This is a genomic window from Pelomonas candidula (genome assembly GCF_043555985.1).
GTDB classification, from domain to species: Bacteria; Pseudomonadota; Gammaproteobacteria; order Burkholderiales; family Burkholderiaceae_C; genus Pelomonas; species Pelomonas candidula.
This window is the reverse complement of sequence record NZ_JBIGIC010000011.1, coordinates 44,475-70,935: the sequence shown is the minus strand read 5'-3', so window position 1 is coordinate 70,935 and position 26,461 is coordinate 44,475. Positions and strand designations below refer to the sequence as shown.

Sequence of the window (26,461 nt, the reverse complement as noted above, 5' to 3'; positions counted from 1 at the left end):
ATGTCGTTCAAAACCTCCCTCACCCCGCTGGCTGCCGCCCTCGTGGCCGCCCTGCTGGCCGGCTGCGCACAGCCGCGCCTCGTCGCGGTACGCGCCGACGTCGGCATGAACGCTCCCGCGCCCGTGTGGACTCCCCCGCCACCGCGCCCGGCCATCAGCGTCTACATCGAGCCTCCGATGGTCCAGCCCGAACCCGTGCTGGTGGACGTGGCGCCGCCGCCGATGCTGGTCGAGGCGCCCCCGCCGCCACCGATGCCGGAGGCCGTCTGGGTGGGCGGTTACTGGGGTTGGCAGGGCCAGTGGGTGTGGTGCGCCGGCCGCTGGCTGCCGCCACCGCAGCCGGGCTACCACTGGACCCAGCCCTACTACGAGCATCGCGACAGCGCCGTGGTCTACGTCGCCGGCCACTGGGCCGCGGCGGGCGTCGGCTTCGTCCCGCCGGCACCGGGCCTGCGGCTGTCGCTGCAGATCTCCATCGGCGGGGGTGACCGGCCCGTCGGCCCGCCGGGCGTGTTCGTGCCGCCGCCCCCCGGCTCGCGCTCGGGCCTGATCGTGCCGGCCCCGATCGGCACGCCCCCTGCCGTCGTCGTCAGCGCGCCTCCCGTCGTCAACGTGGGCATGCGCGTCACCAACAACAACGTGACGAACAACATCACGCGCAACACGACGATCAACAACATCACCAACATCACGAACGTGACCAACGTGACCGTGGTGGCGCCGCCCACCGCGACGGCCAACGGCAGGGCCTTCCAGAACGACGTCCCGGCGCAGGCCCACCTCGCGGCCGCACTGCCGGCCCAGGTGCATGCACTGGCGCCGCACCCGGTCAGCACGACACCGGTGGCCACCTACAGCGCCGGTCACCCGCCGCCCGCTCTGCCGTCGGCTCAACCCGTGCGCCTGGAAGCCGCAGCACCGCACCCGGCGCCGCCGGCCGCGCCCCCGGCCCGCGCGCCCGAGCCGCATGCGATGCCCCAGCAGGCCAGGCCGGCCCAGGGCATGGAGTTCGCCCAGCCAGCCGCCGTCCCGCAGCCGCAGCACGCGATGCCGTCACCGGAGGCCGTACGCCCGAGGCCGCAGGACGAGCAGCGCTCGCCGGAGTACCGCCCGCAAGCGCCGCAGGCCCACCAGGCGCCGCAGGAGTTCCGCCCTCAGGAGATGCGCCCGCCGCAACCCCATGTGGACCCGGCGCGGGAGGCCGCCAGGAACGATGCCGCACACGCACAGCCGCAGCACCGTGAAGCCGTCGAGGCGCCGTCCCATCCGCCGCAACCCAAGCCGCCGGCGAAGCCGGCCACGCAGCCCGAGGCCAAGCACAACGACGGCCACGGCGAGCACAAGCCGCATCGCAAGGACGAGGAGCGCCGCGACTCCCGCAACGAGGAAGCGCGCTGAAAGACAAAGGCCCGACGCCGGGTGACCAGCGTCGGGCCTTGCGTTCAGAGCGCGTGGGTCAGCGCTTGCGCACCGGCGGCACGTCCGTGCAGGAGCCGTGCGCCACTTCCGCGGCCATGCCGAGCGACTCACCCAGCGTCGGGTGCGGGTGGATGGTCTTGCCGATGTCCACGGCGTCCGCGCCCATCTCGATGGCCAGCGCGATCTCGCCGATCATGTCGCCGGCATGAGTGCCGACGATGCCGCCGCCGATGATGCGGTGGCTTTCCTCGTCGAAGATCAGCTTGGTGAAGCCCTCGTCGCGGCCATTCGCGATCGCACGGCCGGAGGCCGTCCACGGGAACAGGCCCTTGGTGATCTTGATGCCTTTGGCTTTGGCCTCGTCCTCGGTCATGCCCACCCAGGCCACCTCGGGGTCGGTGTAGGCCACGCTCGGGATCACGCGGGCGTCGAACTGGCTCTTGGCCAGCTTCTCGTCGCCCAGCAGTTCGCCTGCAATGACTTCCGCCGCCACATGGCCCTCGTGCACCGCCTTGTGGGCCAGCATGGGCTGGCCGACGATGTCGCCGATGGCGAACACGCTGGGCACGTTGGTGCGCATCTGCACGTCGACCGGGATGAAGCCGCGGTCACCGACGATGACGCCGGCGTTCTCGGCACCGATCTTCTTGCCGTTGGGCGTGCGGCCCACAGCCTGCAGCACGAGGTCGTAACGCTGCGGCTCCTTCGGGGCACCCTCGCCTTCGAAGGTCACGTAGATGCCGTCCGGCTTCGCTTCGGCCGCCACCGTCTTCGTGTTCAACATGATGTTGTCGAAGCGATGCTGGTTGAACTTCTGCCAGACCTTGACGAGGTCGCGGTCCGCGCCGGTCATCAGCGTGGGCAGCATTTCGACGACGTCCAGGCGCGCGCCCAGCGTCGAGTACACCGTGCCCATTTCGAGGCCGATGATGCCGCCGCCGACGATGAGCATCTTCTCGGGCTTCACGCCCATCTCCAGCGCGCCGGTCGAGTCGACGATGCGCGGGTCGTTGGGCAGGAAGGGCAGGCGCACGGCCTGCGAGCCGGCCGCGATGACGATGCGCTTGAAGGCGACGGTCTGCACCGCGCCGGTCTTGGCCTGGCCCTCGGCGCCTTCGGTCGCTTCGACCTTCAGGTTCTGCGCGTCGAGCAGCGTGCCGACGCCACGCAGCACCGTCACCTTGCGCATCTTGGCCATGGCGGCCAGACCGCCGGTCAGCTTGCCGGTGACCTTGTTCTTGTGCGCGCGCAGCTTGTCGATGTCGACCTCGGGCTCGCCGAACTTCACGCCCAAATCGGCCATGTGGCTGACTTCGTCCATGACGGCCGCCACGTGCAGCAGCGCCTTGGACGGGATGCAGCCGACGTTCAGGCAGACGCCACCCAGCGTCGCGTAACGCTCGACGAGGGCGACCTTGAGGCCCAGGTCGGCGGCGCGGAACGCGGCCGAGTAGCCACCGGGGCCGCCGCCGAGGACGACGAGGTCGAAGGCCTGGTCGGCGCTGCCGGTGTAGGTCGCGGCGGCCGGGGCCTGCACGGGCGCTGCGGCTGCGGGAGCCGGAGCCGCGGCGGCAGGTGCCGGTGCTGCCGCGTCGCTGCTTTCCAGCGACAGGATGACCGAGCCCTTGGCGACCTTGTCGCCGATCTTGACCTTGAGCTCCTTGACGACGCCGGCGGCCGACGACGGGATCTCCATCGACGCCTTGTCGCTCTCGACGGTGATCAGGCTCTGCTCGACCTTGACGATGTCGCCGGCCTTGACCAGCACCTCGATGACGCCGACTTCGTCGAAGTCGCCGATGTCGGGAACTTGAACTTCAATGAGTGCCATTGGTTCTGCTCCCGATCAGAGGGCGATGCGACGGAAGTCCGCCAGCAGCGACGCGAAGTAGACGTTGAAGCGCGCGGCCGCGGCGCCGTCGATGACGCGGTGGTCCCAGCTCAGCGACAGCGGCAGGATCAGGCGCGGCACGAAGGCCTTGCCGTCCCACACGGGTTCCATCGAGCTCTTGCAGACGCCCATGATGGCCACTTCCGGCGCGTTGATGATGGGCGTGAAGTACTTGCCGCCGATGCCGCCCAGGGACGAGATCGAGAAGCAGCCGCCGGTCATGTCGGCCGGGCCCAGCTTGCCGTCGCGGGCCTTCTTGGCCAGCTCGGACATCTCGGCGCTGATCTGGAAGATGCCCTTCTTGTCGGCGTCCTTGATGACGGGCACGACGAGGCCGTTGGGCGTGTCTGCCGCGAAGCCGATGTGGAAGTAGTTCTTCAGCACCAGCGTATCGCCGTCCAGCGAGCTGTTGAACTCGGGGAACTTCTTCAGCGCCGCGACGGCCGCCTTGATCATGAACGCGAGCATCGTGACCTTGATGCCAGCCTTCTCGTTCTCCTTGTTCAGCTGGACGCGGAAGGCTTCCAGCTCGGTGATGTCCGCGTCGTCGTGGTTCGTCACGTGCGGGATGACGACCCAGTTGCGGTGCAGGTTGGCGCCCGAGATCTTCTTGATGCGGGACAGCTCCTTGCGCTCGACGGGGCCGAACTTCTCGAAGTCGACCTTGGGCCAGGCCAAAAGGTTCAGGCCGGCACCACCACCCGCAGCGGCGGCAGGCGCCACAGCCTTCTGGGCAGCGGTCTGCACCGCGCCGGCCATGACGGCCTTGACGAAGCCCTGCACGTCGCTCTCGACGATGCGGCCCTTGGCGCCCGAGCCCTTCACTTCGGCCAGCGGCACACCCAGCTCGCGGGCGAGCTTGCGGATGCTGGGCGAGGCGTGGGGCAGCTTGCCGGTGGGCGCGACGGGCTGGTGCGGCGGCAGCGCAGCGGTCGGCAGCGGCTTGGCTTCTGCCGGAGCGGCGGCAACCGGCGCTGCTGCGGCGGTGGCTGCAGCGGCAGGCGCCGATGCGGGCGCGGCTGCGGCACCGCCAGCGGCCTTCACGCGGGCCAGCGCGGAGCCCTTGCTGACCTTGTCGCCGATCTTGACCAGCAGTTCCTCGACGACACCGGCGGTGGACGACGGGATTTCCATCGAGGCCTTGTCGCTCTCGACGGTGATGAGGCTCTGCTCGACCTTGACGGTGTCGCCGACCTTCACGAGCAGCTCGATGACGGCCACTTCGTCGAAGTCGCCGATGTCCGGCACTTCGACAGTGACCGAACCGCCTGCGGCTGCCGGGGCGGGCGCCGCGACGGGCTCGGCCGCCGGTGCCGGCGCCGGCGCCGCGGCGACGGGTGCCGGAGCGGCAGCGGCCGGTGCCGGCGCGGCAACCGCCGCGCCTTCGGCCTCGACGACCACGACGACGCTGCCCTCCTTGACCTTGTCGCCGACGGCGACCTTGATCTCCTTGACGACGCCGGCCTGCGACGACGGGATCTCCATCGAGGCCTTGTCGCTCTCGACGGTGATCAGGCTCTGCTCGACCTTGACGGTGTCGCCGACCTTCACGAGCAGCTCGATGACGCCGACCTCGTCGAAATCGCCGATGTCAGGAACCTTGACTTCAACCAATGCCATGTTCTTGTCTCCGTGGGCGCGCTCAGGCGTAGAGCGGGTTGATCTTGTTGGCGTCGATGCCGTACTTGGCGATCGCCTCGGCCACCTTGGTGGCCGGGATCGCACCGTCATCGGCCAGCGCCTTCAGCGCGGCGACGACGATGTAGTGGCGGTTGACCTCGAAGTGCTGGCGCAGCTTGGAGCGGAAGTCCGAGCGGCCGAAGCCGTCGGTGCCCAGCACCTTGTACGAACGGCCCTTGGGGATGAAGGCGCGGATCTGCTCCGCGTAGTTCTTCATGTAGTCGGTCGACGCGATGACCGGACCTTGCGTCTGGCCCAGTTGCTGCGTCACGTAAGGCACGCAGGCCAGCTCGGTCGGGTGCAGCAGGTTCCAGCGCTCGGCGTTCTGGCCGTCGCGGGCCAGTTCGTTGAAGCTCGGGCAGCTCCACACGTTGGCGCCCACGCCCCACTCTTCCTCCAGCAGCAGCTTGGCGACCTGGCTCTCGCGCAGGATGGTGCCGGAGCCCAGCAGGTTGACGCTGACCGGCTTGGAGGCGTCGGCCTCTTCCAGCAGGTACATGCCCTTGAGGATCTGCTCCTCGGTGCCGGCCTTCAGGCCAGGCATCGGGTAGTTCTCGTTCAGCAGCGTGATGTAGTAGAAAACGTTTTCCTGGTCTTCCACCATGCGCTTCAAGCCGCGCTGCATGATGACGGCGACTTCGTGGGCGAAGGTCGGGTCGTAGGACACGCAGTTCGGGATCGTGCCGGCCATGATGTGGCTGTGGCCGTCTTCGTGCTGCAGGCCTTCGCCGTTCAGCGTCGTGCGGCCGGAGGTGCCGCCCAGCAGGAAGCCACGGGCCTGCATGTCGCCGGCAGCCCAGCACAGGTCGCCGATGCGCTGGAAGCCGAACATCGAGTAGTAGACGAAGAACGGGATCATGACCCGGTTGTTCGTCGAGTAGCTCGTGGCTGCCGCGATCCAGCTGGCCATGCCGCCGGCTTCGTTGATGCCTTCCTGCAGGATCTGGCCGGCCTTGTCCTCGCGGTAGTACATGACCTGGTCCTTGTCGACCGGCGTGTACTGTTGACCCGCGGGGTTGTAGATGCCGATCTGGCGGAACAGGCCTTCCATGCCGAAGGTGCGCGCCTCGTCGACGAGGATGGGCACCGTGCGCGGGCCCAGTTCCTTGTCGCGCAGCAGCGTCGTCAGGAAGCGCACGTAGGCCTGGGTCGTCGAGATCTCGCGGCCTTCGGCGGTCGGGTCCAGCACGGCCTGGAACGTGGCCAGCTCGGGCACCTTCAGCGATTCGTCGGTCTTGGGGCGGCGCTTGGGCAGGTAGCCGCCCAGCGCATTGCGGCGCTCGTGCAGGTACTTCAGCTCCTGCGAGCCCTCCGGCGGCTGATAGAACGGCAGCTTGGGCAGGTCTTCATCCGACACCGGGATGTTGAAGCGGTCGCGCATCGCACGGATGTCGTCGTCCTGCAGCTTCTTGGTCTGGTGGGCGGTGTTCTTGCCTTCACCGATCTTGCCCATGCCGAAGCCCTTGACGGTCTTCACGAGCAGCACGGTGGGCTGGCCGACGGTGTTGACGGCCTTGTGGTACGCCGCGTAGACCTTCTGCGGATCATGGCCGCCACGCTGCAGGCGCCAGATGTCCTCGTCGCTCATCTTCGAGACGAGCTCCAGCAGCTTGGGGTGCTTGCCGAAGAAGTTCTTGCGGACGAAGGCGCCGTCGTTGGCCTTCATGGCCTGGTAGTCGCCGTCGACGGTCTCCATCATGACCTTGCGCAGCAGTTCGTCCTTGTCGCGCGCCAGCAGCGGGTCCCAGTAGCCGCCCCAAATCAGCTTGATGACGTTCCAGCCCGCACCGCGGAACTCGCCTTCCAGCTCCTGGATGATCTTGCCGTTGCCGCGCACCGGACCGTCCAGGCGCTGCAGGTTGCAGTTGACGACGAAGATCAGGTTGTCCAGCTTCTCGCGTGCGGCCAGGCCGATGGCGCCCAGCGATTCCGGCTCGTCCATCTCGCCGTCGCCCAGGAAGACCCAGACCTTGCGCTTGCTCGTGTCGGCAATGCCGCGGGCGTGCAGGTACTTCAGGAAGCGGGCCTGGTAGATGGCCATCAGGGGGCCCAGGCCCATCGAGACGGTCGGGAACTGCCAGAACTCGGGCATCAGCTTCGGATGCGGGTAGCTGGACAGGCCCTTGCCGTCGACTTCCTGGCGGAAGTTGATCAGCTGCTCCTCAGAAATGCGGCCTTCCATGAAGGCCCGCGCGTAGATGCCGGGGGCGCTGTGGCCCTGGATGTAGAGCAGGTCACCGCCGTGCACGCCGTCGTCGCCGTGCCAGAAGTGGTTGAAGCCGCAGCCCAGCATGGTGGCCAGCGACGCGAACGAGCTGATGTGGCCGCCCAGGTCACCGCCGTCCTCGGGGTTGTGGCGGTTGGCGCGCACGACCATGGCCATCGCGTTCCAGCGCATGTAGGCGCGCAGGCGCTCCTCGATCTCGACGTTGCCCGGGAAGCGCTCTTCCTGGTCCGGCGGGATGGTGTTGACGTAGGCCGTATTGGCCGAGAACGGCACGTCGATGCCGGCCTGGCGGGCGTGGTCGATCAGCGTCTCGAGCAGGAAGTGCGCGCGGTCGCCGCCCTCCTCGCCGATGACGGCCGAGAGGGCGTCCAGCCACTCCTTGGTTTCCTGCGGATCTTTGTCGTTCGCGGCGGCGCCGAGAAACTCTTGCGGCTGGGCAGACATGGCCTGTCTCCTACATAAGCCGCCTCTGACGGGCGGCGGGTGGGTGTGCGGAAATGGGGGCGAACGCAGGCCGCAGGGGCCGCGAGCGGGCGGAGTGTCGCACAGCCCTCGGCGTTTTCCCAAATGGTGCGAGACGATTTCTTATTATGAAATCATGGCAAGCCCTCCGCCGTTCCAGCCAAGCCCCGGATAATTTGAAGATGCCCGTTGATTCCCCCGTTTCAGAGACCAGCTCGCGCCGACAGCGGCTGCTGGCGCCCTGGCGCCGCCTGGTCGCCACCTGGTGGTTCCGGCAGTCGCCGTCACGCCAGGATCGCCTCGCCACGCTGGGCCCGCTGATCTCCGTGCTGCTGTTCCTGGCGGCCATCATTTCGGCCTTCTGGTATCTGCGGAACGAGGAAATCGAGCGCGAGACCGAGTCCGTCAAGCGCGACACCGAGATCGCCCAGCAGCAGATCCGTCTGCGCCTGATCGAGAACCAGGAGCAGCTCGTGCGCATCGCCCGCGAGGTCGTCACGCGGCAGATCGATGCGCACGAGTTCTCCGCCCAGGCCCAGGCCTTCGCCCGCGAGCGCCCGGAGCTGACGCAGGTGACCTGGCTTGGCCCGCGCCGCGAACGGCGCAGCAGCGTCAGTGCGGCCGGCTTCCTGGACGATGGGCAGATGCTCACGGACGGCACCGATCCGTCCATGCCGATGTTCAACCAGTCCAACGCGGCGTCGCTGGCGTTCGAAGCGGCCAAGGACCGCCGCCAGCCGGTCTACTCGCCGCCGTTCACCGACAGCAACGGCATCACCGTCTTCCAGCTGCACATCCCGCTGATCGACCGCGGCGGCTTCGCCGGCGTGCTGATCGCCGAGTACACCGTCGAGTCGCTGCTGCGCTACTACGTGCCCAGCGAAGTCGCCACGCGCCACAGCATCGCCGTGCTGGACGCGCGCGACCAGATCGTCGCCAGTACCGTCACGCCCATGCCCGGGCAGGTTCTGCGACGCGCATCACTGCTGCACGACGTACCGCTCGCGCCCGCACTGAACGGCCTGGTGCTGCGCGGCCAGGGCTGGCGCACGTCCATCGGCCTCATCAGCAACGCCCTCTTCTGGCTGGTGCTGGCGCTGGCCGGCCTGACGGTGTGGATGCTGCTGGGCACCTGGCGCCACATGCGCCGGCGCACGCAGATCCAGAACGCGCTGACGCTGGAGACCAACTTCCGCCGCGCGATGGAGAACTCCATGCTGACCGGCATGCGCGCCATGGACATGGACACGCGCATCACCTACGTGAACCCCGCCTTCTGCGCGATGACCGGGTTCTCGGAGGCCGACCTCGTCGGCCGCACGCCGCCCTACCCGTTCTGGCTCGCGGACCGGCGCGAGGAGAACGCGCGCCTGCTGCAACAGGAACTGCAGGGCCGCAGCCCTTCGGGTGGCGTCGAGGTCAAGATCGCACGCAAGGACGGCTCATCCTTCGACGCCCGCGTCTACGTGTCGCCGCTGGTGGACACCAAGGGCAAGCAGACCGGCTGGATGACCTCGATGACCAACATCACCGAGGCCAAGCGCGTGCGCGACCAGCTCAGCGCCTCGCACGAACGCTTCACGACCGTGCTGGAAGGCCTGGACGCGGCCGTGTCCGTGCTGTCGGTGCAGCCGCCCGAGCTGCTGTTCGCCAACCGCAGCTACCGTCTCTGGTTCGGCGCCGACCCAGCCGGCCACGCGCTGCTGGCCGGCGGCCAGCTCGTCGGCACCACCAGCCGTCGCGGACTGGACGACAGCGCCGACGAAGTCGACGACTACTCCGGCCTGCCCGCCGAGGCACTGACCGACCTGGGCTCTGACCCGCGCGAGGTCTACGTCGAGTCTCTGGCCATGTGGTTCGACGTGCGCGCGCGCTATCTGCAGTGGACCGACGGGCGCCTGGCCCAGATGCTGATCGCCACCGACATCACGATGCGCCGCCATGCCGAGGCCCAGGCCGCGCTGCAGGCCGAGAAGGCCCAGGTGACGAGCCGGCTGATGACGATGGGCGAGATGGCGTCCAGCGTCGCCCACGAGCTGAACCAGCCGCTGACCGCCATCACGAACTACTGCAACGGCATGGTCAGCCGCGTGCGCGCCGACAGCATCGACAAGGACGCCCTGCTGGCGGCGCTCGAGAAGACCGCCAAGCAGGCCCAGCGCGCCGGGCAGATCATTCACCGCATCCGCAACTTCGTGAAGCGCAGCGAGCCGCAGCGCCAGCCGGCATTCGCGCCGGACATCGTCGAGGACGCGGTGGAGCTGGCCGGCATCGAGCTGCGCCGGCGCAATGTCGCCATCCATACCTACGTGGCACAGCGGCTGCCGCAGCTGATGGTGGACCCCATCCTCATCGAGCAGGTGCTGATGAACCTGCTGAAGAACGCCGCCGAGGCCATCGACAACGCCTCGCTGCCCACGTCACGCCGCCACATCGAGCTGCGCGTCGTGCCCAAGCACAGCGCCGAACTGGGCGGGCAGATCGAGTTCTCCGTCACCGACATGGGCCCGGGCCTCCCCGACGAGGTGCTGGCCCGCATGTACGAGGCCTTCTTCTCCACCAAGGCCGACGGACTGGGTATCGGCTTAGGGTTATGCCGGTCTATCGTCGAGTCCCACCAGGGCCGGATAAAAGCCGAGAACCTCTACAATGGGTCCTTGGTCGTTGGGTGCCGATTCGCGTTCACGATACCGGTCACCATCACCTCAGAACAACTGCGTGCGGACACCTCCCCAGGTGGCGCCGGCAGCGCTCAGAGAACCGAACCCACCACACCATGAGCTTGATCCCGAAGAAGGGCAACGTCTACGTTGTCGATGACGACGAAGCGGTCCGCGACTCCCTGCAATGGCTGCTTGAGGGCAAGGACTACCGGGTCAAGTGTTTTGACTCCGCCGAATCCTTCCTGACGCGCTACGACCCCCGCGAGGTTGCCTGCCTGATTGCGGACATCCGCATGGACGGCATGACCGGCCTGGAACTCCAGGACCGTCTCATCGAGCGCAAGAGCCCGCTGCCCATCGTCTTCATCACCGGCCACGGCGACGTGCCGATGGCCGTGCAGACGATGAAGAAGGGCGCGATGGACTTCATCGAGAAGCCGTTCAAGGAAGAAGAGCTGCTGGCCCTCGTCGAGCGCATGCTCGACCAGGCCCGCGACGCCTTCTCCAGCCACCAGGAAGCCGCCAGCCGCGACGCCCTGCTGGCCCGCCTGACGACGCGCGAAGCCCAGGTGCTGGAGCGCATCGTCGCCGGCCGCCTGAACAAGCAGATCGCCGACGACCTCGGCATCAGCATCAAGACGGTCGAGGCGCACCGCGCCAACATCATGGAAAAGCTCAACGCCAACACGGTGGCCGATCTGCTCAAGATTGCGCTTGGTGCCACCGCCAAGGCTTGACCTCCTGACTGACTCCAAAGGCCGCTGCATCCCAGCGGCCTTTTGCTTTTTCGGTTGGGGACAGCGCTACTCGCCACGCTCGGGCGGTCTGTCCCACAAGTTTCCAAGGATTGCATTGACATGACCGCCCAACTGATCGACGGCCTCGCCCTCTCCAAGCAACTGCGCGGCGAAGCCGCTGCCCGCGCCGCCGCGCTGACCGCCCAGGGCAAGCAGCCTGGCTTGGCCGTGGTGCTGGTGGGCGACAACCCGGCCAGCCAGGTCTACGTGCGCAACAAGGTCAAGGCCTGCGAAGAAGCCGGCATCCACTCGCGGCTGGAGAAGTACGACGCGTCCATGACCGAGGCCGAACTGCTGGCCCGCGTCGACGCGCTGAACAACGACCCCACCATCCACGGCATCCTGGTGCAGCTGCCGCTGCCCAGGCACATCGACGACCACAAGGTCATCGAGTCCATCTCGCCGGCGAAGGACGTCGACGGCTTCCACATCGCCAGCGCCGGTGCGCTGGTCGTCGGCGAGCCCGGCTTCAAGGCCTGCACGCCCTATGGCTGCATGAAGATGCTGGAGAGCATCGGCATGAAGGACCTTCGCGCGAAGCACGCCGTCGTCATCGGCCGCAGCAACATCGTCGGCAAGCCGATGGCCCTGATGCTGCTGGCCGCCAACGCCACCGTCACCGTGTGCCACAGCGGCACGGCGGACCTCGGCGCGATGACCCGCCAGGCCGACGTCATCGTCGCCGCCGTCGGCAAGCGCAACGTGCTGACGGCCGACATGGTCAAGCCCGGCGCCGTCGTCATCGACGTGGGCATGAACCGCAACGACGAGGGCAAGCTCTGCGGCGACGTGGACTTCGACGGCGTCCGACAAGTTGCGGGTTGGATCACCCCCGTCCCGGGCGGGGTCGGCCCGATGACGATTGCCATGTTGCTGGTCAATACGCTTGAATCGGCGGAACGTGCCGCAACCTCTGCCTGACATGACCAATCCGCTGCTCTCCACCGCCGCCCTGCCCGACTTCGCAGCCATCCAGCCCGAACACGTAAAGCCGGCCATCACCGAGTTGCTGGCCGCCGCGCAGGCCGCGCTGGACGAAGCAGTCAAGCCCGAGACGCCGGCCGATTACGACACGCTCTCGCGCATCCTCGACACCGCCACCGAACGCATGGGCACGGCCTGGCACGCCGTGGGCCACCTGAACGCCGTGGCCGACACGCCCGCGCTGCGCGAGGCCTACAACGCGATGCTGCCGGCCGTCACCGAGTTCAGCACGGCGATGGGCGCCAACGAGGCGCTGTTCGCCAAGTACAAGGCCGTCATGGCGGCCCAGGGGCCGTCGCTGAACCCCGCCCGCCAGCAGCTGCTCAAGCACGCCATCCGCGACTTCGTGCTGTCCGGCGCCGAGCTGCAGGGCGAGGCCCGCGAGCGCTACGCGGCCATCCAGGAGCGCAGCGCCGAGTTGCAGCAGCAGTTCAGCGAACACGTGATGGACGCGACCGACGGCTGGAGCTACGTGGCCAGCGCCGACGAGCTGGCCGGCGTGCCGCAGGACGTGCTGGACGCGACGAAGCTCGACGACGGTGGCCACAAGCTCACGCTGCACTTCCCGGTCTACCTGCCCGTCATGCAGTACGCCGAGAACCGCGCGCTGCGCGAAAAGCTCTACCGCGCCTACGTGACGCGCGCCAGCGATGTCATGGACGCGGGCAGCAAGCCCGAGTGGGACAACACCGCCGCCATGCGCGAGATCGTCGCGCTGCGCCAGGAAGAGGCGCAGCTGCTGGGCTACGCCAGCTTCGCCGACGTGTCGCTCGAACCCAAGATGGCCTCGACGCCGGCCGAAGTGACGACCTTCCTCAGCGACCTCGCCAAGCGCGCCCGGCCTTTCGCCGAGAAGGATCTCGCCGAGCTGCGCGAGTTCGCGAAAGGCGCACCGCTGGAGAGCTGGGACGTGTCCTACTGGAGCGAAAAGCTCAAGGAAGCCCGCTACGCCTTCAGCGATCAGACCGTGAAGCAGTACTTCACGGCCACGAAGGTCGTGCCCGGCCTGTTCTCCATCATCGAGCGGCTGTTCGACGTCTCCATCACCGAGGCGCAGGCTTCGGTGTGGAACGAGACTGTCACCTTCCATGAACTGCGCCGCAACGGCCAGCTGATCGCCCAGTTCTACCTCGACCTCTATGCCCGCACCGGCAAACGCCCCGGCGCATGGATGGACGAGGTGCGCAGCCGCTGGCTCAAGCCCGGCGGTGAGCAGCAGACGCCGGTCGCGCTGCTGACCTGCAACTTCGCGTCACCGGTGGGCGACAAGCCCGCGCTGCTGACGCACGACGACGTCATCACCCTCTTCCACGAGTTCGGCCACGGCCTGCACCACATGCTGACGCAGGTGAACGACCTGGGCGTGTCCGGCATCTCCGGCGTGGAGTGGGACGCCGTCGAGCTGCCCAGCCAGTTCATGGAGAACTTCTGCTGGGAGTGGGACGTGCTGCAGCAGCTCAGCGGCCATGTCGACAGCGGCGAGCCCCTGCCCCGCGAGCTGTTCGACAAGATGATCGCAGCCAAGAACTTCCAGAGCGGGCTGATGACGCTGCGCCAGATCGAGTTTTCGCTGTTCGACATGCGGCTGCACTCGAACCCGGGCTCGGAGGCCGACGTGCAGAAGGTGCTGGACGACGTGCGCGCCGAGGTCGCCGTGCTGATCCCGCCGAGCTTCAACCGCTTCCAGCACAGCTTCTCGCACATCTTCGCGGGCGGCTACGCGGCCGGCTACTACAGCTACAAGTGGGCCGAACTGCTGAGCGCCGATGCATGGAGCGCCTTCGAGGAAGAAGGCGTGTTCAACCCCGCCACCGGCAAGCGCTTCCTGACCGAGGTGCTGGAGCAAGGCGGCGCGCGCGACGCCATCGACAACTTCAAGGCCTTCCGCGGCCGCGAGCCCAAGATCGACGCGCTGCTGCGCCACCAGGGCATGGCTTGAAGCCGAGTTGACGCGGACCGGCGCCGGGCCGCCCCAAGCCGGCCCGCAGGCGATGTGCAAGCGGCTCAATGCGGCTTGCATCGCCGTCCCTTTGGGGGACCGACCAGGATCGCCCGCGTTCAGCGCGGCGAGACTGGGCGAGGGGCCAACGATCCGGCGGCATCTGCGACGCTCCAGAACTGACGCTCCTCGCGGCCCAGGCCGCTCGGTGCGCTGATACGCAGCAGCGCACGCACCGGCTCCTTCACGCGCGCCAGCAGCAGCCGCTGGCCGCGCGCGCTCAGCCGGACGTCCAGCTCCAGCAGGCATTCGAACGCCGTGCTGTCGAGGTCGCTGCTCTCCTCCAGGCTCAGCACCAGCGTGGTCGCGCCGCTGGCGGCCAGCCGGGCAGCGGCCTCGGCCATCACGCGCTCGGCGCTCGCAAAGAACAGCGGCTCCTGCGGGCGCAGGATGAGCGCGCCCGGCACGCCCACGGCCTCCGGGTGCTCGGGGCGGTTGACGAAGTTGCGCGTGCCCGGCAGTTCGCCCAGCTCGTGCAGCACCGGCTGGCTGAAGCGCCGCAGCGCCTCCACGATGGACAGCGCCACCGACACCAGCATGCCGTGCAGCAACCCCAGCGCCAGCACGGCCAGCACCGCGGCGACGATGAGCAGCCGGTCCCGCCCCAGGTGCCAGGTGGCCAGCAGCGGCCGCGGCGACAGCGCATGCCACAACGCCGCGATGACGGCCACGGCCAGCACCGGGCGCGGCAGCCATTGCAGCGCCGGCAGCGCCACGACGATGGCCAGCGCAACGACGGCGCAGGCCACCACGCCCGAAAGACGGCTCTGCGCGCCCGCACCGTGGTTGGCCGCACTGGCCGAGAAGCCCGCGCCGACCGGCATGCCCTGCAGCAGGCCGCTGGCGAGGTTGGCGGCGCCCAGCGCCAGCAGCTCGCGGTTGGCGTCCGGCGTGTCACCGCGCAACAGGCCCAGCGAGCGGATGCTGCCCCAGGACTCGGCGAACAGCAGCACCACCAGCCCCACCGCCAGCTCGGCCACGCGCAGCCAGGCATCGCGGTCCAGCGCCGGCACGTGCGGCGCGAAGCTGGGCGCCACGACCGTGCCGACGACCTCGACGCCCTGCGCCTGCAGATCCAGCCAGCGCGTCGCGGCCATGGCCACGACCAGCGCGATCAACGACGCCGGCCATGTGGGCCAGCGCCGCAGCACCGCAATCAACGCACCGCTGGCCAGCGCCACAAAGAGGCTCACAACATGCCAGTCCGGCACATGGCCCAGCACCCAGACGAGCAGGTGCGGCGCGTCCAGCCCCGGCGGCGGCCGCAGGCCCAGCACGTCAGGCAACTGTTTGATGACGATCGTGATGGCCAGCGCGAACGCAAAGCCGCGCAGCACCGGCCGCGACACGAAGGCCGACAGCTGGCCTTGCCGCGCGATGGCCAGCACCAGCAGCACGCCGCCGGCTGCCAGTGTCAGCGCCATCAAGGCCTCGGCATGCGCGATGCCGGCCAGGCCCGCCGCCGCCGCGGCAGCCAGGCTGGCGCTGGACGATGTTGGTGACACGATGGCGTCGCGGCTGCGGCCCAGCAGCGCGTAGACGGCCAGGCCGACGAGGCAGGCGATGAGGGCATGTGCCACCGGCAGCTTCGCCAGCCCGGCGTAGGCCACGCCCTCGGGCAGCAGCAGGCCAGCCACGCACAGGCCGGCGACAAGGTCGGCACGCCAGCGCAAAGGTTCAACCGGCATGGTCGGCCATGTCGAAAGCGCCCTGGTCGAAAGCCTGGCAGTAGACGGCCCAGTCCTTGTCCACCTGCGCGGCAGTGGCCCGGGACAGCGCCACCAGCCGGTCGCGCCATTTGCCTTCACCACTGCCGCGGCGGCCGAAATCGATCAGCTCGTCCGCCGTGGCCGAGCCCTGCCGGCCCGACGAACGCAGCTGCGCCCAGGCCATCAGCCGCCCCATCGTGACGAGGCTGTCGGCCAGCGCATGCCCGTGCGCCGAGAGATCGGCCAGGTCCAGCCGGTCCTCGTTGGGCTGCAGGCCGCGCAGCACGTAGGGTTCACCGTCGAGGCTGACCGCGTGCAGGAAGGCCATGGACACGGCCTGCATGCGGCGCTGCACGGCGACGAGGCGCTGCGCCGCGTCGCCCAGGCGCGGCTGCTTGCAGCCGCCGGCCGGCGCGAGCACCGACGGCAGGATCTGCTTCAGGTCGAGCAGGTACTGGCCATCGGCCACGCCCTTGCCACGCACGAGGATGGCATAGCGCTGCAGGCCCAGGCTGCCGGTGCCGGCTACGCGCCGGGCCACGTCCAGCACCTCGAAGAACTCGGGGTTGCGCTGGGTCTTGGCGAACCCGTGCATGAAGCCGGCGACCTGCTGCTTCTGCGCGTCGCTGGCCGCCAGCAGGCGCTGCCCATCGACCTTGAGCCGGCGGTAGCGGCCGGCCCGCGACGGCGGGCCGCAGCGCTTGGCGAGGAAGTCGGCGCGCTTGCGCTGGCTGGTCTGGTCCAGCAGCTCGCGCACCGGGCCGGACGCGGTCTCGCGCTCCAGCCAGTAGGCCTTGCCGACGGCCAGCGCATCGGCATAGCCATCCAGCAGCGTGCGGCACAGGCGCTGGGTGTGGGCCGTGTCCAGGTGCAGCTCGGGTGCCGCCAGCCACAGGCTGGTCAGCAGCCGCAACGGGTCCCAGGCAGCCGGCGCCAGCGCGGCCTCGTCGAAGTCGTTGAGGTCGAAATAGGCCAGCCGGTTGTCGCCCTTGTAGCTGCCGAAGTTCTCCAGGTGCATGTCCCCGCAGCACCAGGCCGGCGGTGCGCTCCTGAGCACCCCGCGGCGCTGCACGCGTTCATGGAAGAGATGGGCCGTGCCGCGCAGGAAGATGAACGAGCTCTGGCGCATCTTCTCGAACTTCAGGCGCAGCCGCTCCGGGTCGCGGCCGGCGTTGAAGTCGAGGATGGATTGCACGACGTCCATGTCAGGTCTCCGGCAGTGAATGCACCCGCATGCCGACGTTGTCGTCCGGCGGCTCGCGCCAGGCCGCGCGCTTCAGGACGCGGTGGCCGTCGCGCAGGCCGGCGGCCCAGCGGGCGCGCAGCCGCGCGTCGCTGAAGTCGATGTCGCGCCACGAGTCCTCGCCCGGCAGCGCGCGCATGACGAGGTGGACGACATCGATGCGCGAGTCGCAGCCCAGCGCCAGCAGCTCCTTCACGGCCGGGTTGGCAGCGGTCTTGCCGTCGAGCTTGCGGCCAACCAGCCGCAGCGCGCGCCGCAGGTTCTGCATGCGCTCGTGGTCGCCGAGGTGCTCCAGGATGCGGCTGGCGTACTGGATGTCCTTGTAGCGCGTCAGCGCCTGCGCCATCGTGTGCGGCGCGGCCTCGCTCGCGTCCCACAGGTCCACCATGAAGCACAGCGTGTCGCGGCGCTCGGCGTCGTCCAGCACGACGTCCAACGGCGTGTTGCTGTAGATGCCACCGTCCCAGAACGCGTCGCGACCGATGGTGACGGGCGGGAAACCCGGCGGCAGCGCACCGCTGGCCATCACGTGCTCGGGGCCGATCTTCGTGCGGCCGTCGCGGTTGTCGAACAAGGCCAGCTCGCCCGAGCGCACGTTGACGGCGCACAGCGTCAGCCGCGTCTCGGCGGCGGCGATGCGGTCGAAGTCCACCAGCTCGCGCAGCGTCTCGGCCAGCGGCGAGGTGTCGTAGAAACCCAGCTCGCCCAGCGGCGCGCGGCGGTTCATGTCCCAGGCCTGCGGGCCGCGCGGCTTGAAGAAGCCGGGGATGCCGCGGGTCAGCGTCTGCCAGGTCTGCAGGCCTTGCTGCCAGATCGCCGTCCAGGGGCTGGCCGGCAGCGGCGCCGTGAAGCCCGGCTGCGTCACGCGGTCCCAGAAGCTGCGCAGTGCCTGGACCCGGTCGCCCGGCGCATTGCCAGCAATCAGCGTCGCGTTGATGGCGCCGATGGAGGTACCCACCAGCCAGTCGGGTGCCAGCTCGGCGTGCGCCAGCGCCTCCACGACACCAGCCTGGTAGGCGCCCAGCGCACCACCGCCCTGGAAGACGTAGACGGTCTGGGGGGGACGACGCGTGGCCATGTCAGCGCCGCCCGGCCGACCGAATGCACTGACCTGTTCCCTTGGGGGGCAGTGAGCAAGGCGAGCGTGGGGACATATCGAGTCAGTTCAGTTGGACGGCATCGTCGCAGGGAATGGCGCGGAACACCGGCAACTGCTCGACGGCGGTCGCATGCGCGGCGAGGTGCGGGAAGGCCGCGACCGGCACGACCTCGGGCAGCACGAACTGCGTGAAGCTCCAGGCCACGCCGGCCGTGATGCCGGACTGGCGCAGGCCCGCCTCGGTGGTGTCCAACGGCTGCGCGGCCAGCTCGTCGTCCAGCGCGCGGTAGGCGGCATGCAGCTGGCCGGTGACACGCTCCAGCCAGGGCGCGTGCTGCTTTTCCGCGGGGCGCAGGCCACGCTCGTAGACGATCTGCGCGGTCTTCTCGCAGGCCGCCAGCGCAAGGCCGATGAGGCGCAGTTCGCGCGCCAGCTCTGCAGGCGTGGCAGGAATCAGGCTGCGGCCGGCCAGCGCCTCGGCGTACTGCAGCATCAGCGTCGAGTCCATCAGCACGCTGCCGCCGTCCTCAGCCCGGCAGACCAGCGTCGGCGCCTTGACGACCGGGTTGATGCGCTGAAACTCGTCGAAGCCGCGGAACACCGACACGGCCCGATGTTCGAACGGCAGCCCCAGCAGCCGCATCGAGATCGCGACGCGGCGCACGAAGGGGGAGTCGAGCATGCCGATGAGCTTCATGGAGTTTCCTTGGACGCGGAGGGGGAGACGTTGGTGGCGCTGTCGTGCCTGGGCAGCAGGCGGTCTGCCAGTTCGCGCCCGTGGCGGCGCTCGATCTCGGCCCGCATGACGCGGTTGTAGCCCTCGGCAAAGGCCAGCGCGACCTCTGGCCCCGTCTTGCCCTTGTAGACCCGGGTGATGCCGTAGCGCTGCTTGAGGCGCTGGGCCTGGGCGGCCTCGTCTTCGCCCGGCGCAGGGCCGTAGATGTGCAGCTCCAGCCGGCCGGCCTCGATGTCCGCACGGGCCCGGGCTTCGCCGTTGCTGGCCGCCGCCACGGGGTTGCCCACGCTCAGGTCGACACTGGCGATGAGCTGACGTGCGGGCTTCACCTCGCCCTTCGGCGGGGTGCCGAAGCGGTTGAACAGGCCGAACAGGACGCTGGCGGCGACCAGCGCGGCCCCCACGGCGACGATGCGGGCGCCCTTGCGGGAGCGGCGCCAGCCCCGCCCCGTGAGTTCATCGGCCAGCGCGATCACCGACGGGGCTGGCTTGGGGGATTCCATGGTTTGCATCAATTCCGGGTCATTCGGTTCGTGGCGAGCGGCGCCAGCGCGGCCTGCACGCGGGCTTGCCACGCCGCGTGCTCGTCGGCGCTCCAGTCCGGCCAGCGCGGCGACTCGGCATCGAGTTCGTCCGCCAGCGTCTGCAGCTCGCCCAAACCCGACACCTTAGCAGCCAGATGCAGCCGGGCCAGCCACTCCTGCGCCTCCCGCACGCGTGGGTAGGCGGCAAACAGCCATCGCGCCACGTCCGGGCGATGGCGCCAGTCGGCGCTGTCGAAGCGCGCGACGGCCGCCGCCGTGAGGCGCTGGCCGGCGCCCAGGCAGTCGAAGGCGACGCAGCCGGAGAAGCCTTGCTCGACCAGGTCGGCATGGATGCCGCAGCGGTGGTCGGCGCAGAGGTGCTGGCAGGGCGTCTCGGCCGGTTTGTCGAAGCCGAAGCCCTGCAACGCGTCGAACGGCGGGATCACGCAGCACAGCGCCGCACAGGCCGAGCAATCTGCCTTGAGATGGCTCGGCAGTTGGAAAGGTGCCGTCACTTCGCCGCGTCGTCCGACACGCCCACCATCCAGCCCACGCCAAAGCGGTCGTTGACCATGCCGAACAGCGGCGCCCAGAAGGTCTTGCCCAGCGGCACGTGGACCTGGCCGCCGTCGGCCAGCGCGGCGAAGGCCTCACGGGCCGAGTCGGCGTCGGGGCAGTCCAGCGACAGCGAGAAGCCCTTGAAGGCCGTGTTGCCGGTACACAGGCCGTCGGACACCATGACCAGCGCGCCGCCGATGTGCAACGAGGCATGCATGATCTTGTTCTCCGAGCCCGGCGGCAGCGTGCCGGGCGGCGGCGGCTCGGGGCTCTCGGAGTTGCGCATCAGGAACTCCACCTTGGCGCCCAGCGCCTTCTTGTAGAACTCGATGGCTTCTTCGCAGCGGCCGTCAAAGAACAGGTAGGGCTCGATCTTCATGGCAATCTCCTTGGAGCGAACGTGTCAGGCAACTCTACGGATTCTTGAAGTCGCCGGCTGTCGAAATGATGAAGTTCTTCGCGTCGATATGTTTGCGCCAGGCCGCGTTGGCCTGCTCGACGGTGACGGCGGCCAGCGCATCGTCGCGCTTCTGCGCGGCGGCCCAGGTCTCGCCGCGCTCGGCCAGGCTGGTCAGCCCGCTGGCCAGCGCGCCGGGGTCGGCACGGCCCTGCCTGCGGCCTTCCAGGATGTCCTTCTTCGCCCGCGCCAGTTCGGCGGCGGTCACGCCGTCCCGGGCCATGCGTGCCACCTCTTCCTGCACGACGGCGATGACGCGATCGCGGTTGCTCGGCTGGTAGCTGGCCTGGATGGCGAAGCTGCCGGCGTTGCCCCAGTAGCTGGCGCCCAGGCTGGCGCCGATGCCGTAGGTCAGGCCTTCCTTCTGGCGCACGCGCTCGGACAGCCGGCTCTCCAGCCCGCCGCCGCCGAAGATGTGCACGGCCAGCTCCAGCGCGGCGTAGTCGGCGTCCTCGGTGTTCAGCGGCAGCGTCTGGTGCAGGCGCACGATGGCGTTGGTCTTGTCGCGCGCGATGGCGTCGAAGCGCGCCGGCGGCACGGTCACGTGCTGGGCGACGTGGCGCACGAACTTCGGCGCCGCGGGCTTCTTCCAGTCACCGAAGAGCTGGTCGATCTCGGCGCCCAGGCCGTCGGGCAGCGCACCGACGGCGCTCACCTGGGCGTCGTTGAAGCTCCAGTAGTCGGCGTAGAAGCGCTTCACGTCGTCGAGCGTCGTGGCCTTGAGGTTGGCGATGCGCTCGTCCACGCCCATCACGTAGTCCGGGTGCCCCAGCGTGACGCCGCGGGCGGCGTTGTAGTGGCCGCGCGTGGCCTCCTGGCGCAGCACACCCGGCTCCTGCCGTGAGGACTCTAGGCTGGCGATACCGGCCTTCATGTCGCGGTCGAACGCGTCCTGTGGGAAGTTCGGGTGGCGCAGCGCATCGGCCACCACGCGCAGCGCGGGCAACAACGTGTCGCGCTCGGCGCTGACGAAGATCGTCGCGCCCTGGTCATAGCTGCTGACGCTGAAGCTGGCGCGCAGCTTGATGAGCGCGTCCTGCAGCTGCTGCTTGGTGTAGCCCGCGCTGCCCTCGTCCATCAGCTGGCCGACCACGCCGGTGCCGTTGCGAGCGTAGGTGGCATCGCGCTCGCCCCAGCGCAACTGCACCTGCAGCACGACGGTGTTGCCGCGCGTCTGCTTGCGCAGCGTGTGCAGCGCAATGCCGCTGGGCAGCGTCGTGCGGGACATGCGCGATTCCAGCACGGCGGGCACGGGCTCCAGCTGCTCGCCGGCCTCCACCTTGGGCGGGCCCTGGAGCGAGGCCAGGCGCTGGTCCAGCGGCGGTGCGGCGGGGATCTCCACGCGCTCCACGGCCGCGGCCGGCAGGTAGCGGCCCAGCGTGCGATTGGCGGGCCGGAAGTAGGCCGCGCGCACGCGCTCGACGTCGGCCAGCGTGACCTTGGGGATGTCTTCCATCAGCTGGAACAGCAGCCGCCAATCGCCCGCCGCGATCAGGCCGGAGATCTGCTGGATCAGCGCCTCGGGGTTCTTCATCTGCTGGCGGTAGCTGTTGACGGCGATGTCGCGCACCCGCACCAGCTCGCTCTCGTCGAAGGGCTTGGCGCTGCGGCCTTCGGCGAGGTCCAGCAGCAGCGTCTCGATCTTGCCCACGTCGGCATCCGGCGGCAGCACCGCGTAGGCGCTGGCGGTGCCGGGGTCCACGCCGCCCGCGCCGCCGATGCCGGCGGCCAGCGTCAGCTTGGGCTCGACCAGTTGCTTGTAGAGCTGGCCGCTGGGCTGCAGGCTCATCAGCAGGCCATAGACGATGAGGGCCGGCGTGTCGGGGTGGGTGATGGCCGGCACGTGGTAGCTCGCCAGCAGGATGGGCTGGCCGCCGACACGGCGCACGACGACCGTGCGCTCACCGTCCTGCGCCGGCTCGACCGTGTAGGGCTGCGGCACCGGCGCGGCAGGCTTCACCAACGGGCCGAAGTGCTTGCCGATCAGCGCCAGCGTCGCGGCCTTGTCGAACTGCCCCGCGATCAGCAGCGTCGCGTTGTCGGGGCGGTAATAGCGCCTGTAGAAACCCTGCAGCTTCTCGATGGGCACGTTCTCGATGTCGCTCTTCGGCCCGATCGTCGCGTGGCCGTACGGGTGCCAGGCAAAGGCCGCCGCGTTGACGCGCTGGTTCAGCACCGAGAACGGCTGGTCCTCGCCGCGCTCGAACTCGTTGCGAACGACCGTCATCTCCTTGTCGAGATCGGCCTTGGCGACGAGGCTGTTGACCATGCGATCGGCTTCCAGGTCGAGCAGGAAGGCCAGCGTGTCGGCGTTGGCGTTGAAGCTGGCAAAGAAGTTCGTACGGTCCGCCGTCGTCGTGCCGTTGTAGCGCACGGCGCGCTGCGCCATGGCCTCCTTGATGTTGCGCTGGCGCGGCGTGCCGAGGAACAGCATGTGCTCCAGCAGGTGGGCCATGCCGTACTCGCCCGGCGACTCGTGGCGGCTGCCGACGCGGTAGGTGATGTTGACGGTGGTCGTGGTCTGCGTCGCGTCAGGGAACAGCAGGATCTGCAGGCCGTTGGGCAGACGGTATTCCTCGATGCCGCCCAGTTCGCGCACAGCGACAGGCTGGACCGGGGCCGCCACGGACGGCTTCGCAACCTTGGCGGCCACGGGCCGCACGGCCACTTGCGTGGTCTGCGCCTGCACCACGCCGGTCGTGAGGATGCAGGCCAGGGCCAGACCGAGTCGCAAACACTTCATTCAGGTCTCCAGATGCCGGCTGCGCCGGTCATTTCGATGAGGCGCCGATTCTGACCGCAGCGCGCGCCGGCCTGTCGCACCCGAAAGGCTGGTGAATTTCTCTCCGGGGCTCTAGGGAGGCGGCGGCACCGGTCGCCACCTAGCTTTTCAACACAGGCCGCCGCACACCCTTCGCGCGGCCCGCCTTTCGCCATGCCGATTCAAGGAGGCAACCATGGCCACCACCTCGCCCAAGCCGGCCCGCCCGGCGCCCGCCCCGACTCATCTCGACCACGTGCTGCAGGCCGCCACCACCGGCGACGACGACGGCAACGAGCCGCTCGACGACGACTTCCACTTCGTCCTCGGCGAGCTGCTGAACGCCTACAAACCCGTGCTCGCGGCCGACCTGCAGCGCGCCGACTCGCCCGACGCCCTCATCAAGGACGCGCTGGCCAACCCGCCCAGCTGCGAGGACGAGTTCGCGCAGGCGATGGCGCTGTTCGAGCGCTTCAGCAGCGAGGAGGTTGCGCAGCGCGTGCTGCCGGCTGACATTCGAGAGCAGCTCGGGCCCATCGAGCGCTGGCGCTGGTGCCTGCTGCACCTGCGCTGCTGCATCGTCTTCGGCTGGCTGATGTGCCGCGGGCCGCGCAGCTTCCGCGGTTCCAGCTACTACCTCTACCGCTACTGGCGCTGCGTGCGCGAGGTGCTGGGCGCGCCCGTCGCCAACCCGCCCACGGCCGCAGAGAAGGCCGACTTCAACCAGCTCGTCAAGGCGCTGGCCAAGGCCTACAAGCCCTATCTGGACGACCAGCTCGCCAATGTCGAGTTCGCGCAAGGCTTGCCGGACCAGGTGCTGTCCGGCCAGGTCGACTGCTTCGAGGACGGCGACGTCAACACGCAGATCCTGGAGCGCCTGCTCAGCACCGACACCGCAGCGGCGCTGATGGGCCGCGAGCTCATCGCCAAGCACCGCGCCGACCCGTTCTTCTGGTTCTGCCGCTGCTGGGCGCTGTGCGCCATCCGCTTCGGCTGCTGCCTGGCGCGGGCACGCAACCTGCGCGACGTGTTCCGCTGCCTGCGCAGCTACCGCGCCTGCCTGCGCCGCTGCCAGCGCCCGCTGCACTGCGCGCTGACGGCCCCAAGCGGCTGCGTGCGTGGCGAGACCGACATCTTGCCCGGCCGCATCCTCGAACCCGTGCGCGGCGATGCCGAGGGCACGGGCTTCGGCCACTACGTCATCGAGGTTCGCAGCCCCGGCGGCAACCTGCTCGGCGGCGTGGTCGTCTACCCCAACAACCTTGCCCTGCCGGACGTCGCCGCCACGCAGGGCAACTTCTCGGTGTCGGGCGGCAACCTCGGCTGGGTGGACACGCGCAAATGCGCGGTCGACGCCGGCATCGAGCTGCTGACCTCCACCACCTTCGCGCTGACGCTGCGCGTGTTCTCCGCCACGGGCGCCGAGCTGCAGCCGCCCTGCACCACCAGCTTCTCGCTGTCGGTCAACGAGGTCTACATCAAGCGGGTCAGCACGCCCTGGTCGGTGGACTACACCGCCCCGGACGAGCCGCTGCGCGCGGCCGACAGCGCAGCCGCGGCACTCTCCACCGTAGGCGGCGGCATGCACGTGCGCGGCGCGGCCAACGTGTACGGCTGCGCGGGCGAGAAGATCCGCGAGTACACGATCTGGGCCATCCCCGACCCCACGTTCACCCAACCACAGCCCGCGCCGTTCACGAGCATCGTGCCCGGCGGCGACTGGCGGCTCGTGCGGCACATCGAGTTCGGCCCGATGAGCATCGGCCAGCCCAGCGGCCCGCCCATCAACTACACGGCTGACCAGGTGCGCGCCAGCAACGTGCTGGACGGCGACCCCACGCCCAGCGTGCTGACCAACGTCTGGAGTGCGCGCAGCGAGTGCATCTGCGTGCACATCGACTCCACCAACTTCTGCACCTGCTGGAACGTGCCGTCGCTGGAGCCCAGCGGCTTCGACAGCAACAGCCTGCCCCAGCAGGACCCGCCCCACCAACAGGGCGCGACCGGCAAGTTCAGCTTCCTGCTGCAGGTCATCGACACCGCCGGCAACACCTACTACGACATCCAGCGCGCCTGGGTCGACAACGAGCCCATCCAGGCCGCCATCGTCGGCATCGGCAACCAGGCGCCCTGCTCCGACATGTACACGCAGACGCCCGAAGGCGTGTTCAAGACCGTCGACATCCGCGGCTACGCGTGGGACCAGTACATCGACCGCACGGACCTGACCGCACCGACGAGCAACAACTTCGACAGCTACCAGGTGCGCTTCACCAAGCAGGGCGCCGTGTCGCCGCAGGTGCTGCTGATCAACTCCACCAACACCGTGCCCGCCCGCGCACTGGCGCTGCCGGCCGAGAGCCTGTCCACCGGCACGCTGACGCCGTGGAACCTGCAGGTGCTGGACGCCGCCAACAACCCGCTGGGCCTGCCGGCCGACCAGTTGCTGGGCCCCGGCGAGGCCTGCGTCTACGTCGTCGTGCTGGAGGCCTGGGACAAGACGGTCGTCAACGAAGGCACGGTGCACTACTCGGGTTGGAAGCTGTTCCCGATCAAGATCATCAACGGTCCGGAGCCTGTGTGACGTTGGACGAACTCGGCTTCTGGCCCCGCCTCGCGCTGGCCGTGCTCGCGGCCTGGCGGCTCACGCACCTGCTGGCGGCGGAGGACGGGCCGTTCGACCTGGTGCTGAGGCTTCGCCGCCGCCTCGGTATCGGGGTATGGGGACAGTTGATGGACTGCCCCTACTGCGTGTCGCTGTGGGTGGCCGCGCCGCTGGCGCTGCTGCTGGCGGGCGACCTGGCAGGGTGGCTGCTGGGCACGGTGGCGCTGTCAGGCGCCGTCTGCATCATCGAGGCGGCGCTGGACGCCCTCGCCTCGCACCGCAAGGAGAACTGACATGGGATGTTGCGGACAAGGCCGCGCCGCGCTGCGCCAGGCCATGAACCCTTCGCCCGCGCCACGCGCGGCAGCCGGCCCGGCCGAGCGGCGCGTGCTGGTGCACTACCGGGCCAACGCCCCGGTCGCCGTGCGCGGCGTGGCCAGCGGTCGGCTGTACGAGTTCGATGCGACCCACCCGACGCTGTACGTCAACGAGGGCGACGCGGCCGCACTGCTGAGGTCCAGGTGGTTCGAGCGGCAGGACTGATGCCCCGGTCCGGCCAACGCCTGGCAAGGGGCTGGATGCCTGGCTTCTCCGCGTTGCCCCGGCCACCCTCAATAGTGAGGACGCCCCGGCTGGACAGCCCGTCT

Annotated in this window: 19 protein-coding genes; 8 read left to right on the top strand and 11 right to left on the bottom strand. The window is 69.2% G+C overall.

Features of this window, described 5'->3' with window-relative positions; genetic code table 11:
* Window positions 1-1,398, top strand: coding sequence for a hypothetical protein (locus tag ACG04R_RS20460; protein WP_394415196.1), 1,398 nt, complete (start codon window positions 1-3; stop codon window positions 1,396-1,398).
* Window positions 1,399-1,456: 58 nt separating this feature from the next.
* Here ACG04R_RS20460 and lpdA read toward each other — a convergent pair whose 3' ends face one another.
* Genes lpdA through aceE form a run of 3 tightly spaced genes read right to left on the bottom strand, consistent with a single transcriptional unit; the run spans window position 1,457 to window position 7,661 of the window.
* Window positions 1,457-3,250 (bottom strand): dihydrolipoyl dehydrogenase, encoded by a 1,794-nt coding sequence (gene lpdA, locus ACG04R_RS20455; RefSeq protein ID WP_394415192.1) that lies wholly within the window; start codon window positions 3,248-3,250, stop codon window positions 1,457-1,459.
* A 15-nt stretch (window positions 3,251-3,265) separates the two neighbouring features.
* Window positions 3,266-4,930: a dihydrolipoyllysine-residue acetyltransferase gene (gene aceF, locus ACG04R_RS20450; protein WP_394415189.1), complete on the bottom strand. Its 1,665-nt coding sequence runs from the start codon at window positions 4,928-4,930 to the stop codon at window positions 3,266-3,268.
* Window positions 4,931-4,952: 22 nt separating this feature from the next.
* Window positions 4,953-7,661: a pyruvate dehydrogenase (acetyl-transferring), homodimeric type gene (aceE, locus tag ACG04R_RS20445; protein WP_394415186.1), complete on the bottom strand. Its 2,709-nt coding sequence runs from the start codon at window positions 7,659-7,661 to the stop codon at window positions 4,953-4,955.
* 200 nt (window positions 7,662-7,861) lie between these two features.
* On the opposite strand from aceE, the gene ACG04R_RS20440 reads away from it, so the two are divergent.
* From ACG04R_RS20440 to ACG04R_RS20425, 4 genes are all read left to right on the top strand, one after another.
* Window positions 7,862-10,459: a PAS domain S-box protein gene (locus ACG04R_RS20440; protein WP_394415183.1), complete on the top strand. Its 2,598-nt coding sequence runs from the start codon at window positions 7,862-7,864 to the stop codon at window positions 10,457-10,459.
* Window positions 10,456-11,079 (top strand): response regulator transcription factor, encoded by a 624-nt coding sequence (locus tag ACG04R_RS20435; protein WP_268165499.1) that lies wholly within the window; start codon window positions 10,456-10,458, stop codon window positions 11,077-11,079. Before ACG04R_RS20440 ends, ACG04R_RS20435 begins: the two co-directional genes overlap by 4 nt.
* Window positions 11,080-11,199: 120 nt before the next feature.
* Complete coding sequence (gene folD / locus ACG04R_RS20430) at window positions 11,200-12,060, top strand: bifunctional methylenetetrahydrofolate dehydrogenase/methenyltetrahydrofolate cyclohydrolase FolD (protein ID WP_394415179.1); 861 nt, start codon at window positions 11,200-11,202, stop codon at window positions 12,058-12,060.
* Window position 12,061: 1 nt separating this feature from the next.
* A complete protein-coding gene (locus ACG04R_RS20425; protein WP_394415176.1) occupies window positions 12,062-14,062 on the top strand; it encodes a M3 family metallopeptidase in 2,001 nt (666 codons plus the stop codon).
* 119 nt (window positions 14,063-14,181) lie between these two features.
* Here ACG04R_RS20425 and ACG04R_RS20420 read toward each other — a convergent pair whose 3' ends face one another.
* From ACG04R_RS20420 to ACG04R_RS20385, 8 genes are all read right to left on the bottom strand, one after another.
* Window positions 14,182-15,810, bottom strand: coding sequence for a SulP family inorganic anion transporter (locus ACG04R_RS20420; RefSeq protein WP_394415173.1), 1,629 nt, complete (start codon window positions 15,808-15,810; stop codon window positions 14,182-14,184).
* The gene (locus ACG04R_RS20415; RefSeq protein WP_394415170.1) at window positions 15,800-17,035 is read right to left on the bottom strand and encodes a DUF2252 domain-containing protein; all 1,236 of its coding nucleotides are present in this window, start codon (window positions 17,033-17,035) and stop codon (window positions 15,800-15,802) included. The genes ACG04R_RS20420 and ACG04R_RS20415 overlap by 11 nt, the downstream gene beginning before the upstream one ends.
* A 1-nt stretch (window position 17,036) precedes the next feature.
* Window positions 17,037-18,152 (bottom strand): patatin-like phospholipase family protein, encoded by a 1,116-nt coding sequence (locus ACG04R_RS20410; protein WP_394415167.1) that lies wholly within the window; start codon window positions 18,150-18,152, stop codon window positions 17,037-17,039.
* An 82-nt stretch (window positions 18,153-18,234) separates the two neighbouring features.
* Window positions 18,235-18,870 (bottom strand): glutathione S-transferase, encoded by a 636-nt coding sequence (locus tag ACG04R_RS20405; RefSeq protein ID WP_394415164.1) that lies wholly within the window; start codon window positions 18,868-18,870, stop codon window positions 18,235-18,237.
* The gene (locus tag ACG04R_RS20400; RefSeq protein ID WP_394415161.1) at window positions 18,867-19,412 is read right to left on the bottom strand and encodes a hypothetical protein; all 546 of its coding nucleotides are present in this window, start codon (window positions 19,410-19,412) and stop codon (window positions 18,867-18,869) included. Before ACG04R_RS20400 ends, ACG04R_RS20405 begins: the two co-directional genes overlap by 4 nt.
* An 8-nt stretch (window positions 19,413-19,420) precedes the next feature.
* Window positions 19,421-19,948 carry a hypothetical protein gene (locus tag ACG04R_RS20395; RefSeq protein WP_394415158.1) on the bottom strand — a complete coding sequence of 176 codons (528 nt, stop codon included), beginning with the start codon at window positions 19,946-19,948 and terminating at the stop codon, window positions 19,421-19,423.
* Window positions 19,945-20,370, bottom strand: coding sequence for a VOC family protein (locus ACG04R_RS20390; RefSeq protein ID WP_394415155.1), 426 nt, complete (start codon window positions 20,368-20,370; stop codon window positions 19,945-19,947). The genes ACG04R_RS20395 and ACG04R_RS20390 overlap by 4 nt, the downstream gene beginning before the upstream one ends.
* Before the next feature lie 34 nt (window positions 20,371-20,404).
* A complete protein-coding gene (locus tag ACG04R_RS20385; RefSeq protein WP_394415152.1) occupies window positions 20,405-23,191 on the bottom strand; it encodes a M16 family metallopeptidase in 2,787 nt (928 codons plus the stop codon).
* 214 nt (window positions 23,192-23,405) lie between these two features.
* Here ACG04R_RS20385 and ACG04R_RS20380 point away from each other — a divergent pair, with 214 nt between their 5' ends.
* From ACG04R_RS20380 to ACG04R_RS20370, 3 genes are read left to right on the top strand one after another with little or no spacing between them, the layout of a single operon-like run.
* Entirely contained in the window at window positions 23,406-25,793 is a 2,388-nt protein-coding gene (locus ACG04R_RS20380; RefSeq protein WP_394415150.1) for a hypothetical protein, read from the top strand.
* A complete protein-coding gene (locus ACG04R_RS20375; RefSeq protein WP_394415147.1) occupies window positions 25,790-26,107 on the top strand; it encodes a DUF1360 domain-containing protein in 318 nt (105 codons plus the stop codon). The genes ACG04R_RS20380 and ACG04R_RS20375 overlap by 4 nt, the downstream gene beginning before the upstream one ends.
* Before the next feature lies 1 nt (window position 26,108).
* A complete protein-coding gene (locus ACG04R_RS20370) occupies window positions 26,109-26,357 on the top strand; it encodes a hypothetical protein (protein ID WP_394415144.1) in 249 nt (82 codons plus the stop codon).
* The last annotated feature ends 104 nt before the right edge of the window (window positions 26,358-26,461 follow it).